Genomic DNA, 14814 nt, shown 5'->3' with positions numbered 1-14814 from the left:
CGAGCGAAATAATGCAATTAACATGAAATATTATAAGACTGTCTCATACTTCAATAATATTAAATATAGGCGATACGAAAAAGTGTCGCTAAACGAGTGAAAACGTGTAGGTTAAAAAGAAAGGAAATTGGAATTATGACTATGCAAGACAATTATCGTAAATAAAATTAGAATATTCACCCTAATTTTCAAAATAGACATAAATAAAGCCTAATCACATTGCGATTAGGCTTTACCTTTTAATATTCAGGCTTCATTCAATGCTGCTTGTTCTTTATCTTCAGTTAATCTTTGTTTAGATAAAATATCGATTGAGGCTTTTTCTGCAATCATAATAGTGGGGGCGTTTGTATTCCCTCCAACCAATGTTGGCATGATAGAGGCATCAACAACGCGCAAACCTTCAATACCATGTACCTTTAATTCACTGTCCACCACTGCCATATTATCCGCTCCCATTTTACACGTTCCAATGGGATGATAAATCGACTCAGCTTTACGACGAATGAATGCCCGTAATTCATCATCAGACTGCACACTTTTACCAGGAAAAACCTCTTCACCACGGAAACGTTCAAATGAAGGCTGCGCCAAGATTTGACGTGATAGCTTAATGCCTTTTAGCATCACTTCTATATCTTCAGGATGCGACAAATAGCCCGCATTGATTCTTACCGCATCGTGCGGATCACGGCTGACTAAAGACAAAGCGCCTCGACTCTTCGGCCGCAAATTACACGCATGCAAAGAGTAACCATGACGAACAGTTTGCCATAGATTCAAGCCGTGATTATCCAGAAAACATGGGGAAAAATGAAACTGAACATCGGGCTCTGACAGTTCAGGCGAGGTTTTAGCAAAACCACCCGCCTCAGCAATATTGGTGGTGAAATTACCTTTTCTAAATAACAGATAGTCAACAATACCCTTGAGAGAACGCAACAAAGCCACAGGGGAAAAGCCCACGGAATGGAAGGTTTTCTCGCGAGTAACGACTAGTGCATCTAAATGATCTTGAAGGTTTTTTCCAACACCAGGTAAATCTTGAACACAGTCTATTCCTAATTTTTCTAGTTCAGTTTTATCACCAACACCTGATAACATCAGTAGCTGTGGACTATTAATCGCCCCACCACTTAGAATCACTTCGCGTTTAGCGTTAATCACATCACGCTTACCCTTCTTTTCATACTCAATGCCAACAGCTACCTTCCCTTTAAACAAGATCTTAGTGGTTAGAGCTTCTGTGATTACCACTAAATTTGGCCGTGCTTCACTTGGTCGTAAATACCCAACAGCAGAACTACAACGCTGACCGTTAATCTGAGTAACTTGGTAATAGCCAACCCCATCTTGAGTTACACCATTAAAATCCGGGTTATACTCATGGCCAGCTTGTTTAGCGGCAGCAACAAAAGCGACAGATAACGGGTTTTTCACTCGTAAATCATCAACATTTAAAGGCCCTCCTGTACCATGATACGTGTCTGCTCCTCGCATTTGGTTTTGCGCTTTTTTAAAGTAAGGCAACACCTCGTTGTACGACCAACCTTTATTACCAAGACTTGCCCAGTGATCGTAATCCCACGCATGACCTCGAATGTAACACATCGCGTTTGACGCACTGCTTCCACCCAGTGTTTTGCCACGTGGCCAAAACAATTTACGGTTATTTAATTCTTTCTCTGATTCTGTGTAATAGCGCCAGTTCATTTTTTTTGAATGCATCATCCCTATTAACCCCAAGGGCACATGCACAAAAAAGCTTTTATCTTTAGGGCCAGCTTCAATCAAGCAAACTTTTATTTTTGGATCTTCAGACAATCTATTTGCCAATGTACAGCCAGCAGAGCCTGCACCCACAATGATATAGTCGAACATTATTCTTTCTCCATCCTTGAAAAGCGCCAGCTCATTCTCTTGTTATCGATTAATTAATAATAGATGAATTCTAGTTTCTTTTTGATCAATGTCTGTTTTATCTTTGCATTAAATTGAAAACACAATATGAAACAAATTTAAAAGGTGATCTATTTAATAATTTTCAACTTTGACTAAAGACAGGAGCTCTGACCAGTGTAAGTTATATATCGAAAAGGAATACAATTATCAGCTGTGAAAACTTAAGGAGAGCAAATGGCATATTTTCTTACTGGTGGTACAGGCTTTCTAGGACGAAACCTGCTAACCCGCCTGTTAAAAAGAGAAGGGATAATATATGTACTTTGCCGCAATGAAAATGCTCAACAAAGACTAACCACATGGCAAGAAGAGAACGGGATCGAGGCTGGCCGCATCGTTCCAATTACAGGTGATCTCACTCAAGCTGGACTGGGGCTTTTAGAGCAAGATATCTCTGCATTAAAAGGCAAAGTCACTCACTTTTTCCACTTAGCTGCAATTTATGATCTCAGCGCTGGCGCCGAAGAGCAGCAAGAGGTAAACGTACTAGGGACAAACCATGCTTTAGAAGCGGCTAACACACTACAAGTAGGTTGTTTCCATCATATTAGTTCCATTGCAGCAGCAGGCTTATATGAAGGTCACTTCCGCGAAGACATGTTTAGTGAAGCAGAAAACCTTGATCACCCTTATTTCTCTACCAAACATGAATCTGAACGTGCGGTTCGCGAAAACTGCTTAGTCCCTTTTCGTATCTACCGTCCAGGCATGGTTGTTGGTGATTCAAAAACAGGTGTTGCTGACCGCGTAGACGGCCCGTATTACTTATTCAAGATGATCCAACGCATTCGTGGTGTGCTACCAGCTTGGGTGCCAACCATAGGTTTAGAAGGCGGCCGACTTAATATTGTACCTGTCGATTATGTCGTCAATGTGCTTGATCATATTGCCCATAAAGAAGGCTTAGACGGTGGTTGTTTCCACATTACCGATCCTAAACCTTACCGTGCAGGTGAAGTACTCAATATCTTCGCAGAAGCTGGCCATGCACCACGTATGGCGATGCGTGTCGATGCACGCTTGTTTGGCTTAGTGCCAAATCAAGTGAAGCAAGCGATCATGTCGTTACCAACAATCAAGCAAATCGCAGATGTGACAATGAAAGATCTCGGCATTCCAGCCGAAGTCTTGAAATTCTTCACCTACCCGACAGAGTTTGATTGTCGTGAAACGCAGCAGGCACTTAAAGGTTCTGGAATCGAGTGTCCTCGTCTTCCTCACTATGCGCCCGCTATTTGGGATTACTGGGAGCGCCATTTAGATCCAGAAATCTCAGGTGATCGTAGTTTGAAAGCACGCGTAGCCAATAAGATCATTTTGATCACAGGTGCAAGCTCAGGGATCGGCCAAGCTACGGCATTCAAATTGGCTGAAAATGGCGCAGAAATGATTCTGGTTGCCCGTGATGAAGAAAAACTCGCTGAAACACGTACGCAAGTAGAAGAACTAGGTGGTACAGCGCATACCTATCAATGTGATCTCTCTAACATCAGTGATGTAGAACGCTTAACCGCAGATATTCTAGCGATCCATGGTCGCGTTGACATTCTAATTAACAACGCTGGTCGTTCAATTCGTCGCTCGATTGCAAACTCAGTCGATCGTTTCCACGATTTTGAACGTACAATGCAGCTTAACTACTTTGGTGCACTTAAACTGACATTAGGTTTACTGCCAAGTATGGAAGCGCAAGGTGGCGGTCATGTTATTAATATCTCATCAATTGGGGTCTTAACTAACGCACCACGTTTCTCTGCTTATGTTGCGTCTAAAGCCGCACTCGATGCCTTCACCCGTTGTGCTGCCGCAGAATACTCAGATCTCAATGTAAACTTCACCACCATCAACATGCCACTTGTGGCAACGCCTATGATTGCGCCAACAAAAATCTATCAATCAGTGCCAACGCTGAAACCAGAAGAAGCGGCTGATTTATTGGCAACAGCAATCATCGATAAACCTAAACGCATTGCAACCAACTTAGGTATTTTCGGGCAAATTGTTCATGCTCTCTTCCCTAAACTTGCTGAAATCATCATGAACAGTAGCTTCCGTATGTTCCCTGATTCGAAAGAAAGCACACAAGGAAAAGAGATAGAAACAGAGAAAAATAAAGAAAAAGCATCATCAGCAGAGCTCATTGCGCTCTCAGCATTACTACGTGGTATTTATCTCTAAACCACGAATATCAACGTTACACGTCTATTGGTAAAAGGAAAATTAACATGGCAGATCTAAAAGCAAACTTTGAACAAGCTCAAAAGGATGTTAAACAGCTGACTCAACGCCCTTCAAATAACGAGCTATTAGCACTTTACTCACTCTTCAAGCAAGCAACGGATGGTGATGTACACGGAAAACGTCCGGGTATGTTTGATTTTAAAGGTGCAGCAAAGTATGAAGCATGGGAAAAGCTACAAGGGATGAATGCTGACGATGCAATGCAGAAATACGTAGAGATTGTTGAAAAGCTAACTGAAGCTTACGCGTAATCAGCGTATAGGCTACCTGACATGCTTTCGTAAAACATGCGGAGCCATGCTAAGTAAGCTGTTAGGCTATTGAACAAGAAGCTATCAATCCATAAAGCAAAAGGCAGACTTTGAGGTCTGCCTTTTCTTTTACCGCTGTACCAGTATTATACACAAGCCACTAGCCACTAAACTGAGCGTCTTCAACCTGTTTTGGGTTAGGTCCATACTCGTTAGATTCCGGATCACTGTCTTTAACAAAGAAGTATAACAGCACCAGTGCGCCAACAATTGGAATCATCACAATGAACATCCACCAACCAACACGGCCTGTATCATGTAAGCGTCGTACCCCTACTGCTATGGTTGGGATCATCACAACAAAAGAATAAATAGAGCCTAAAATACCTGCACCATCGGCTGATCCTGGTGTTTGTAGCACTTTGTCGATAACAGCCAAACAGAGCGCAACCACAAGGTTACATAAGAAGAAGTACCAATACTCTTTGCGGCGCGCCCTTCCTTTGAATACAGCGTAATTTTTTAAAACGTGTAAATACCAGCTCATAGTCCTACCTCTTGTCATTTGCTGCTATGTATTACTGTGTTAATTGTTAGCATAAAACAGCCGCTATAAAGTCGCTAAATAAATCTCTGAAATGTAAGTGTGCAATATAGCGAATACTGTATTACCTGAGTATGGATGATGCCTCATATTCCTAGATTAAGACTGCAGGTGAACTGATTTACGATAAGCTAAATAAACATGAATCATAGAAATAAGGCACTGGTATGAAAACTGTCAAGCACTTAGTTCGTCCAACACTCTTGTTACTTTCTACTTCTTTGGCATTTTCAGCATTAGCAACCAAGCAAACAGAACAAAGTAACAGCCTAAATACAGAAACAGTAGATATAGAAGTAAACAGCACTTCCAACACAGCAAACCATACACCTTTAGCCGATGGAATATACTCACCAGAGCACGGCATTATCTGCGATCAAAAAGCGGGATTTTGTGTTGATGGTTTTGGCATTTCCATGGCTTTCACCCAAACCTTCTTAGGCGAGGATGCACAAAACAAGATGCTGCAAATGATCGAAGAAGTCGGTGGCAGCGACAACTTTGACAGTAGCCGCTTTTCGTTTAGCAATAAGGTGTACTGTGATTCAACAGAACGCCGTTGCTTCGATGATCGCTACAGTGACACCCAGCAAACACAATTCACCGATGTGCTGTTTGCTGAAGAAGAGTAAAGCAACCAATGCTGCCGCTTAAAAATAGTGGCCAATCGCGAGATAGCGCGCGCGAATATGCTCTATTAACAAACGGATTTTCTGTGGCGGTTGACGGGTGAATGGATACACAGCATAAATCCCCAATCGCTTACCAACTTGCTTGGGAAATAAATCCATTAAATCTCCTTTCATCAAATCATGGTACACCAAACACCTAGGTACATAAGCAATACCATGACCGCCTAATGCTGCTTTACGTAATGCGCCTGCATTATTGGTCGAGAAATTACCGCTGATCCTCACAATGTAATTACCGTGGTCACCCTTAAATTGCCATTCTGCCGCACCGGTTGTTTGATAGGCATACTGCAAGCAATTGTGATTGATTAAATCTTCCGGTTGCTGTGGTTTGCCGTTGCGGCTGATATAAGCTGGTGCAGCACAGATTACCCATTGTGAATCTAATATATGCCGCGCAATCAAACTAGAGTCTTCGAGGTGGCCAGTCCTGATCACCAGATCGAACCCGTCATCGATTAAATCAACAAACTTATTATCAAGCGACATATCTACCGTCATGCCCGGATTTTGCACGCAAAAATCTGCAACCGCATCTGCTAAAAGTAGGTCTCCAGAGATAGTAGGCACTGACATTTTCACGTGTCCAGTGACTTTTTCACCAAATCCAGACACAGTATCTATAGCTTCTACCGCTGCCTGCTTCACATTTTTAGCACCTTGATAAAGCAATTTTCCGGCTTCACTCACAGTCAACTTTCGTGTGCTTCGATATAAAAGTTGCACGCCAAGATCTTCTTCTAACCGCGCAATTCGCTTGCTAACCACTGAGTTTGTAAGGGAGTTTTGTTCAGCTACTCGACTGAAAGACCCCAGCTCTACTACCTGTGCAAACAGGATTAAATCGTCTGTTTTAACCATGATTTATCAACTTTTGGAATTAATCTTTTTCATTATTTCCCTATATTAAGAAAAATGAAAGGAGTACCTTCACACTTGATTTACATACTTGCTACAAACACAACAATAAAATTAATCTAACGTTGATACAAACGGCTGTACGAAGGATGTACTCTAATGACTGATACCCTACTCGCTTTACTCGCCTTTTCGCCGATAGTGCTCGCCGCTATCTTACTGGTTGGTCTTAATTGGCCAGCAAAACACGCAATGCCTGTCGCCTTTGGTTTAACGGTTATTATTGCTCTATTCGGTTGGGATATGTCCGCTAACCGTGTACTTGCATCCAGTATCCAAGGCTTAATGATCACCATTGCAGTGTTGTGGATTGTGTTCGGTGCTATCTTCTTGTTAAACACTTTAAAGCACACTGGCGCTATCACGACCATTCGTAATGGTTTCACCGATATATCTACCGATCGTCGGGTTCAAGCCATCATCATTGCATGGTGTTTTGGCTCGTTTATTGAAGGAGCATCAGGCTTTGGTACCCCTGCTGCTATTGCCGCACCATTACTAGTTGCTATTGGTTTTCCTGCCTTAGCAGCTGTGCTGATGGGCATGATGATCCAATCAACACCGGTTTCTTTCGGTGCGGTTGGCACACCTATTATCGTTGGTGTTAACAAAGGGCTTGATACCCACAACATCACTGAAACCTTAATCAGTAACGGCTCAACTTGGGATGTGTATTTACAACAAATCACCACGAATGTTGCCCTGATCCACGCTTGTGTTGGTACATTAATGCCAGTGCTAATGGCGATGATGTTAACGCGATTTTTTGGTAAAAACAGAAGTTGGACAGAAGGCTTAGATATCCTGCCGTTCGCTCTATTTGCTGGTTTTGCTTTTACTGTACCTTATGCATTAACAGGTGCATTACTCGGCCCTGAATTCCCATCGTTAATTGGCGGTTTAGTGGGATTAGCTATTGTCGTTACTGCTGCGAAAAAAGGCTTTTTAGTACCAAAATCAAAGTGGGATTTTGAAAGCGAAGATAAATGGCCAGCAGAATGGTTAGGTTCACTCAAAATAGAGATTAAAGAAGCTACAGGCAAACCAATGAGCCTCGCATTAGCGTGGGCACCTTATGTGCTGTTAGCGGTAATATTGGTTGCGAGCCGAGTCAGTAAAGACTTCAAAGGTATGTTGACCGATGTTAGCTTCTCTCTCAGTAACATACTCGGTGAAACAGGGATCAGTGCTGCAATTCAACCTTTGTATTTACCCGGTGGAATCTTAGTATTTGTAGCCTTACTAGCCGTGTTGCTTCAATCACGTCAAATAACTCCGTTATTTAAAGCCTTTGGGGAGTCAAGTAAGACCTTGATTGGCGCTGGTTTCGTACTCATTTTTACCATTCCTATGGTACGAATTTTCATTAACTCAGGCGTCAATGGTGCTGACTTAGCCAGCATGCCTGTAACCACTGCGAATTTTGCCTCAGGCTTAGTCGGTGAATTCTTCCCTGCCCTTAGTGCGACAATTGGTGCGCTTGGCGCTTTCATCGCGGGCTCTAATACCGTATCGAACATGATGTTCAGCCAATTCCAATTTGAAGTGGCACAAACGCTAAGTATCTCAAGTGCGGCAGTTGTTGCCTTACAAGCAGTCGGGGCGGCAGCAGGTAACATGATCGCGATTCACAATGTGGTTGCCGCATCAGCAACAGTGGGGTTGTTAGGCCGAGAAGGGGCAACATTACGTAAAACGGTTATCCCAACCTTTTACTACCTTGTTATGACTGGCGTGATCGGCTTGGTCATTATTTATGGCTTCGATATAGGTGATGTGCTACTAGCCAGTAGTTCGTAAAAGCTGTATCTCATGCTAAATACTTAATACGAAAATAAGCCAAGAAAGGGACTTCTTGGCTTCTCTTTTATTCCTTTACTTATTACTGACGGTTCCGCGCCATAGTGTGACTCTTGATTGTCACGCAGTCCTTCTCCCATGTCAGCCGCGTCTACCATCCAAGACACAGACACCAATTTTCGCCAACTATACTGTAACCACCTTGTAGCCATTAGGAATGAGCGTGGTGATAGAATCGCTTCCAACTTTTGTCGGATTGGCCACAGTTATCAGCCTTTCAGCGCTGGTTGCTGTGCTGTTCACTACCCTCATCCACTACACCGTTCACCCTGCTCGCACCGATGAAAATGCGCAGTTATGCTCTACACTGTCGACACGGTTAGGCGCTATTCAAGCATTCATTCTTGCGCTCGCATTCAATTCCGTTTTTTCCGAATACAACGAGTTACGCGAATCAATTGATCAAGAGGCTATGGTGATCTCTTTGGTTCTGGAGGATTTGAGTGAAGAATTGCCCGCTGAGCATGCACTTCCTAGCATCGCGACACTCGCAAACTATGTCTATGCGGTGATTGAAGAAGACTGGATTACCAAAGACCCACTGGCAAGCAGCCTTACCGCAGATCACGCCCTGTATGATTTACGACGCTTAATGGATGCCATTCCTCGCAATCCAGACATCGTTGCAACAACCACTGAAATAGACAAACTGCTTGATGAGATAGAACGGCTACGCATGCAGCGATTATTTGATTACGATGATGACCTACCCCCTCTATTTTGGGTCATGGTGATTGGCCTCTTTTTCCTTGCTCTGATCCCAATGAGCTATTTCAAACAAACCAAAGTAAGTATGTTTTATCTCTCAGCGTATGGCGCTGCCACAGGTATGGTGATGTACGCAATTTTGATTTATTCACAACCCTTCCAAACAAGCTTAACCGTCGGCAACCAGCCCTTTCAGCAAATACTCCACTCAATTGAAGAAGAATATACACTTCAGCAGCGACTCCTTGATGATCCTGACGATCTCCGCCTGCCAGAAGTTAAATCAATGCAAGCTACACCCTATCCACGGGAACGCTAGCCGCAATATAGACCAGTAAGATAGACAAATATAAATAGCGGCTAGCTAACTGGGAGCCCTATTAATGACGCTAATCACTCGCAGTGATCACGCTATGATGCATGTGGGTCGGAGCGCTTAATTAATGCCCGTATTTTAGGGTTAGACAAACCACGATACAGTAGCAACGAAAATAAAATCAGGCTACAGCCTAAAATCTTAGCGGCAGGCATGGCTTCTTTGTACCATAGGATACTAAGCAACACGGTCCAAATCGGCTCCAAGATCATAATGATCGCTGCATTCGCCGCCGTTACTCGCTGCTGCCCCATCGTTTGAGTTAGGTAGCGCAAGCTCGTCGCAAACAACACACTCAACGCAAACCATCCCCAAATTGCTGACGGTATTGCTGATGGCCATGCTTCAACAGATGTTGATAGCAACAGCCCCATGATCCCAGTAACAAACAATTGAATGCAGGTGAGTAGCATGACAGGCATACGCTGCGCAAAACGGCTATTAAAATTGAAGTGCAACGCAAGAAAGAAAGCCGCTAATAAAAACCATAATTGGCTAATCGACCCCTGCCACCCTTGTGAAAGCGATAACAGCATTAATCCAATAACAGCAAAAGGCAAAGATAACCAAAATTCACGGACAGGTTTATGCTTAAAGAGTCCCCAAGCCACTAAAGGTGCGAGTAATACCGACAGGCTCATAATAAAAGCCCCTTCCCCTAAGGTATCACTGACTGAAATGGCATAAATCCAACACAACAATGCCCCACCCAGTAAGCAACCGACCGACATGGATCGTAGCACATCACCCAGCGCAACCGCTTTAAAGTGCTTTAAACAGAAAGGCAGCAATATCAAAGAAGCCGTGAGAAAGCGTAACCCCATGAATCCAAACGGCGGCAGACCTTGGATCACTTCTTTTGAGAAGATCCACCCTGCAGATGCACAAAATGTTGTAAAGAGGAGTAAAAACTCAGCGCGTCTTTCGAGAGTCATTGGATGGTTGGTCTCATACATAAATAACGTAAAGAGGGATAATGCGCATTGTATGATGATTTGATAAAAACACGATTAGTTTCACGGTGAACCGAGTGATTTATCACAAAGAGCATCACATTCTATACTTAATCACCTTTTCTTTAATCATCCAAATCCCTCATAGCTATTTTTAAAAATATAAAATACCTTGAGATGAATAAAGCCGTTTCGAGAAGGCTTCATTTCAATCTTCCAGCTCAGCTCATTCTGCAAGTAAAATCGAGATTGCTTTTGTTCATTTTCATTAGTCTGGAGGAAAGCGTTAAAGAAGATCCTTTATTTCCTCATAATAATGCCCCTCAGCCACAACATGCATTTTATGCATAATCCTCCTGACTTTTATTCATTTGTCTCATTATGTCAGTTTATTTAGAATCCGCGCCTCGCAATTTCGCGTATGAGGCACTGATGTTTTCACAATCACTTTTTGCGCAGCTAAGCCGTATGGTTTTACTGCTCATCATTACTCTTATTGGCGTTCATCATTGTCAGCCTTTGTTAGATGCACTTGCACAGCATGCTGTCCATGCAGGCTGTCATCAATCAAATTCGGATTCACATATAGAGCACCATTAATGAGCATTTTTCGTTTTCCACTTTTAGTATGGATGGGAATAGGGACATTAATTTTTAGCCTTGGGATTAGGCAGTCATTCGGTATCTTCATGATGCCAATCTCAGATACATTTCAAACCGGCCGTGAATTCTTTAGCTTTGCGATTGCCCTGCAAAACCTTCTATTTGGTATGTTCCAACCTTTTGTTGGCATGGCATCCGATCGCTGGGGACCACGACGTATTATCATGTTAGGTGCTGTAGCCTATGGCGCGGGCTTGTATCTCACGTCAATTGCCACTGAACCAAGCATCTTGTATATCACTATAGGTATGTTGGTGGGCTTAGGTCTAAGTGCTACGAGTTACGTAATCGTACTGGGTGCTATCGCACGCGTAGTACCCGCAGAACACACAGCCAAAGCCTTTGGCTTAACCACCTCTGCAGGCTCGTTTGGCATGTTTGCAGTGATCCCCGGTGCACAATCGTTACTGACACATTTTGACTGGCAAACCGCATTACAACTTTTTGCCTTGGCATGTTGTTTAATGATCGCATTTGCGAGCTTTATGAAAACAAGCAGTACCAAAAGTAACAGCAACACGATTGACGATTCACAAACACTCAAGCAAGCATTGTCTGAAGCTTTCAATCACAGAGGTTACTGGCTAATTCATGCGGGTTTCTTTGTGTGTGGCTTCCATGTCATGTTTATAGCTACCCACTTGCCAAGCTACCTAGCCGATAAAGGTTTACCTGGCAATATTGCTGCGATGGCACTGGCCTATGTAGGTATTTTCAATATCTTCGGCTCGTATTTTTGGGGTGTCATGGGCGATAAGTTTGATAAACGCTATGTAATGACTTCCTTGTATCTTGTACGCACCATCGTCATTGCCGCCTTTGTTACCTTACCTGTTACTGAACACACCGCTGCTATCTTTGGTGGTGCAATTGGTTTTTGCTGGTTAGGCACAGTGCCATTAACCTCTGGCTTGGTTCGTCAAATCTTCGGGGCTCGCTACCTATCTACCTTGTACGGTTTAGTTTTCTTTACTCACCAAGTAGGTAGTTTTTTAGGTGCTTGGGTGGGTGGTCGAATTTACGATTACTACGGTTCATATGAGCCGATTTGGTGGTCAACGGTAGTATTAGCTTTCGTTGCTGCACTACTCCACTTACCAATAAACTGTAAGCCTGTTGCTCGTCTTCAAGCCGCATACAGCTAAATCAAAAAACCAAGATGCATCAGGCTGCATATTTATTATGCAGCCGATTTTTATCTCTCATTTTACTGCACATCAAGCAACGCCTTTGCGCATACTTTTTTGCTAAAAAGTATCGGAGCCATTCACAAAACGAACAATTACCATCCACCTATTTAATATATTTATCGTCACAATCAAAAAAATTGCATTTAACCGTGAATAAAGCGGATTATTTGATGACTAAAATATTCAACCACATATAATACCAGTACACGGCATTTCATTGGTATAATGGAGTCTGCCAACCCTAAAGTAGAGGCGCGCTGCCTAAGAGTATCCGAGTGGAGGGTGATTCCTTTGATGCCGGAGAAAGGAGCCAGCGCCGAAGTGACTGTTGCTATCAATCTCAGTCGCTGGGTCTGTGCCGAACAGGTACAGAACTGCCATAGGTTTTTACTATGGAGCGCTGCCAGAAGGGGTAACAAGTGATCGTTATTATGCTTCTTAGTTACTCGTCCTTTCGGTAGATCTCCACCTTATATGTTGTAGGTGAACTGAGATCATGAACCTTTTTGATTTTTCGGACTCTCTTTGGTCCGTATTGCCCGCTATGATTGCGGTCGTCCTTGCTGTATCCACCCGTCGTGTTTTGCTGTCTCTCGGCACCGGTATCGCAGCTGGCGCATTAATGCTCAACCATTATTCCCCGCTTGAAGCTCTCCACTATTTATTTGATAAAGTTTTAGCTATTGTCTGGAGTAACGGCTCGCTGAATGGCGATAATGTGAACATGATTATTTTCATGTTACTGCTTGGTGCACTAATCAGTTTAATGAGTGTTTCTGGCGCGACACAAGCCTTTGCTGATTGGGCATCGGTACGCTGTAAAGATCGCCGCAGTGCTAAATCGCTGACTGGTTTAATGGTGTTTGTTTTCTTTATCGATGATTTCTTCCACAGCCTTTCTGTTGGTGCGATTTGTCGTCCTGTTACAGACCGCTTCCAAATCTCCCGCGCAAAACTTGCCTACTTGCTTGACTCTACTGCAGCACCAGTTTGTGTTCTGATGCCTATCTCATCTTGGGGGGCGTACATTATCGCGCTTGTCGGCGGCATTATGGTTGCGCATAACGTAACAGACCAAAGCCCTATCGCTGCATTTGTCGAAATGATGCCAATGAATCTGTACGCGGTATTTACCTTGGTAATGGTGATCTGCGTTATTTTCTTCAAACTAGACATTGGCCCAATGCGTAAGCACGAAGCTTGGGCATTAGAAGGAAAGCTTTGGGATGAATCACAAGGCAAACCAGCAGGCTTAGACGTAGAAATACCAGCAGATGCCAAAGGCGGCATGATTGATATGGTATTACCTATTTTCACGCTAACAGCAGCGACAGTCTTTTTCATGGTGCAATCTGGCGCTGAGGTACTCAGTGCGAAAGGTGAAGTATTTAGCATTATTGGTTCGTTTGAAAATACCAATGTTGGCTCGTCACTAGTTTACGGTGCGATTTGTAGCTTAGTCGTTTCTATTGGTTTAGCACTACGACTAAAAATGAGTGCGGACACTTGGCTGAAAGCAGCACCACAAGGTATCTCTGCGATGATGCCTGCGATTGTGATTTTATTCTTTGCATGGACAATTGGTGCGGTTGTACGCGACATGCAAACAGGTATTTACTTAGCATCGATGGCTAATGGCAATTTACCTATCGAGCTATTACCTGCGCTGGTTTTTGTTTTATCTTGTGCTATGGCGTTTGCAACAGGTACAAGCTGGGGTACGTTCGGTATCATGCTACCACTAGCAGGTGATATTGCAGCAGCAAGTGACATCGCAATGCTACTTCCAATGCTGTCTGCGGTACTAGCAGGTGCGGTATTTGGTGACCACAGCTCCCCTATTTCCAGTACCAGTATCCTTTCTGCTACAGGCGCAGGTTGTCACCACATGGACCATGTCATGACACAGCTGCCATACGCATGCTCTGTCGCATTTGGTGCACTACTGGGCTACCTTGCTATCGGCTACACACAATCAGCTTGGATTGGTGTTGGCGTGAGTGGCTTATGGTTCTTAGCCTTCTGCATCTTTGCTGTACGAAAGTCTCAACCTACCATGGCCGCCGAGCCTGTGACTAACTAAGTCCCTTTCAAATAGTAAGAAAGAGCAAAGCTATCATGGCTTTGCTCTTTTTTTTGCTTTCACAACCAAGCTGTATCAGCTTCTGCATACCTCACTTTCCTCCAATCGCTATCACGCACTACAACATGCTATTTCAGTCTCGCCCTATACCAGTATTGCTTGATTTCAATATCCGTCGATTTGACGATTGAGGTTAGCTCGCCCGCGAACACCCACACATGCTCGCTGACCCAGCCGTAGGGAAAGCAAAGTAATAACACTATTCACCGCGCCTAGGCGCCCATAGCACCTAGACTACCTTGGCCCCAAGGTA

At 43.5% G+C, this 14814-nt stretch carries 12 protein-coding genes and 1 riboswitch; of the genes, 8 read left to right on the top strand and 4 right to left on the bottom strand.

What is annotated here, in order from left to right; genetic code table 11:
- Positions 1–246 precede the first annotated feature (246 nt).
- Positions 247–1881: a GMC family oxidoreductase gene (locus tag OCU77_RS07070; RefSeq protein ID WP_048897180.1), complete on the bottom strand. Its 1635-nt coding sequence runs from the start codon at positions 1879–1881 to the stop codon at positions 247–249.
- A 255-nt stretch (positions 1882–2136) separates the two neighbouring features.
- Between OCU77_RS07070 and OCU77_RS07065 the strand changes: the two genes are divergently transcribed.
- Positions 2137–4140 carry an SDR family oxidoreductase gene (locus tag OCU77_RS07065; RefSeq protein WP_048897179.1) on the top strand — a complete coding sequence of 668 codons (2004 nt, stop codon included), beginning with the start codon at positions 2137–2139 and terminating at the stop codon, positions 4138–4140.
- Between the two features lie 47 nt (positions 4141–4187).
- Complete coding sequence (locus OCU77_RS07060; RefSeq protein ID WP_048897178.1) at positions 4188–4454, top strand: acyl-CoA-binding protein; 267 nt, start codon at positions 4188–4190, stop codon at positions 4452–4454.
- Between the two features lie 160 nt (positions 4455–4614).
- Here OCU77_RS07060 and OCU77_RS07055 read toward each other — a convergent pair whose 3' ends face one another.
- On the bottom strand, positions 4615–5001 hold the full coding sequence (locus tag OCU77_RS07055) for a DUF805 domain-containing protein (protein ID WP_048897177.1): 387 nt from the start codon (positions 4999–5001) through the stop codon (positions 4615–4617).
- Positions 5002–5225: 224 nt separating this feature from the next.
- Between OCU77_RS07055 and OCU77_RS07050 the strand changes: the two genes are divergently transcribed.
- Positions 5226–5690 carry a YcgJ family protein gene (locus OCU77_RS07050; protein ID WP_084711671.1) on the top strand — a complete coding sequence of 155 codons (465 nt, stop codon included), beginning with the start codon at positions 5226–5228 and terminating at the stop codon, positions 5688–5690.
- An 18-nt stretch (positions 5691–5708) separates the two neighbouring features.
- Here the strand turns inward: OCU77_RS07050 and OCU77_RS07045 are convergent, their stop codons facing one another.
- Complete coding sequence (locus OCU77_RS07045; protein ID WP_048897176.1) at positions 5709–6611, bottom strand: LysR family transcriptional regulator; 903 nt, start codon at positions 6609–6611, stop codon at positions 5709–5711.
- A 156-nt stretch (positions 6612–6767) separates the two neighbouring features.
- Here OCU77_RS07045 and OCU77_RS07040 point away from each other — a divergent pair, with 156 nt between their 5' ends.
- Complete coding sequence (locus OCU77_RS07040; RefSeq protein ID WP_107302414.1) at positions 6768–8468, top strand: L-lactate permease; 1701 nt, start codon at positions 6768–6770, stop codon at positions 8466–8468.
- Positions 8469–8694: 226 nt separating this feature from the next.
- Positions 8695–9555: a bestrophin-like domain gene (locus OCU77_RS07035; RefSeq protein ID WP_162845606.1), complete on the top strand. Its 861-nt coding sequence runs from the start codon at positions 8695–8697 to the stop codon at positions 9553–9555.
- A 92-nt stretch (positions 9556–9647) separates the two neighbouring features.
- Here OCU77_RS07035 and OCU77_RS07030 read toward each other — a convergent pair whose 3' ends face one another.
- Positions 9648–10547 carry a DMT family transporter gene (locus OCU77_RS07030; RefSeq protein WP_048897298.1) on the bottom strand — a complete coding sequence of 300 codons (900 nt, stop codon included), beginning with the start codon at positions 10545–10547 and terminating at the stop codon, positions 9648–9650.
- A 450-nt stretch (positions 10548–10997) separates the two neighbouring features.
- Between OCU77_RS07030 and OCU77_RS07025 the strand changes: the two genes are divergently transcribed.
- From OCU77_RS07025 to OCU77_RS07015, 3 genes are all read left to right on the top strand, one after another.
- A complete protein-coding gene (locus tag OCU77_RS07025; RefSeq protein ID WP_162845605.1) occupies positions 10998–11165 on the top strand; it encodes a hypothetical protein in 168 nt (55 codons plus the stop codon).
- Positions 11165–12373 (top strand): MFS transporter, encoded by a 1209-nt coding sequence (locus tag OCU77_RS07020; RefSeq protein WP_107302412.1) that lies wholly within the window; start codon positions 11165–11167, stop codon positions 12371–12373. The genes OCU77_RS07025 and OCU77_RS07020 overlap by 1 nt, the downstream gene beginning before the upstream one ends.
- A gap of 284 nt (positions 12374–12657) precedes the next feature.
- A riboswitch (Lysine riboswitch) is annotated at positions 12658–12829 on the top strand.
- Positions 12830–12914: 85 nt separating this feature from the next.
- The gene (locus tag OCU77_RS07015; RefSeq protein ID WP_107302411.1) at positions 12915–14501 is read left to right on the top strand and encodes a Na+/H+ antiporter NhaC family protein; all 1587 of its coding nucleotides are present in this window, start codon (positions 12915–12917) and stop codon (positions 14499–14501) included.
- Positions 14502–14814 lie beyond the last annotated feature (313 nt).

Source organism: Photobacterium swingsii, from assembly GCF_024346715.1.
Taxonomy (GTDB): domain Bacteria; phylum Pseudomonadota; class Gammaproteobacteria; order Enterobacterales; family Vibrionaceae; genus Photobacterium; species Photobacterium swingsii.
This window is presented reverse-complemented; position numbering and strand designations above follow the sequence as displayed.

Bases quoted from the DNA above. Each gene is read 5' to 3' on its own strand.
- OCU77_RS07025 (WP_162845605.1), top strand. From the start codon at position 10,998: ATGTTTTCACAATCACTTTTTGCGCAGCTAAGCCGTATGGTTTTACTG.
- OCU77_RS07055 (WP_048897177.1), bottom strand. From the start codon at position 5,001: ATGAGCTGGTATTTACACGTTTTAAAAAATTACGCTGTATTCAAAGGA.
- OCU77_RS07040 (WP_107302414.1), top strand. From the start codon at position 6,768: ATGACTGATACCCTACTCGCTTTACTCGCCTTTTCGCCGATAGTGCTC.
- OCU77_RS07030 (WP_048897298.1), bottom strand. From the start codon at position 10,547: ATGACTCTCGAAAGACGCGCTGAGTTTTTACTCCTCTTTACAACATTT.
- OCU77_RS07060 (WP_048897178.1), top strand. From the start codon at position 4,188: ATGGCAGATCTAAAAGCAAACTTTGAACAAGCTCAAAAGGATGTTAAA.
- OCU77_RS07020 (WP_107302412.1), top strand. From the start codon at position 11,165: ATGAGCATTTTTCGTTTTCCACTTTTAGTATGGATGGGAATAGGGACA.
- OCU77_RS07015 (WP_107302411.1), top strand. From the start codon at position 12,915: ATGAACCTTTTTGATTTTTCGGACTCTCTTTGGTCCGTATTGCCCGCT.
- OCU77_RS07065 (WP_048897179.1), top strand. From the start codon at position 2,137: ATGGCATATTTTCTTACTGGTGGTACAGGCTTTCTAGGACGAAACCTG.
- OCU77_RS07045 (WP_048897176.1), bottom strand. From the start codon at position 6,611: ATGGTTAAAACAGACGATTTAATCCTGTTTGCACAGGTAGTAGAGCTG.
- OCU77_RS07050 (WP_084711671.1), top strand. From the start codon at position 5,226: ATGAAAACTGTCAAGCACTTAGTTCGTCCAACACTCTTGTTACTTTCT.
- OCU77_RS07070 (WP_048897180.1), bottom strand. From the start codon at position 1,881: ATGTTCGACTATATCATTGTGGGTGCAGGCTCTGCTGGCTGTACATTG.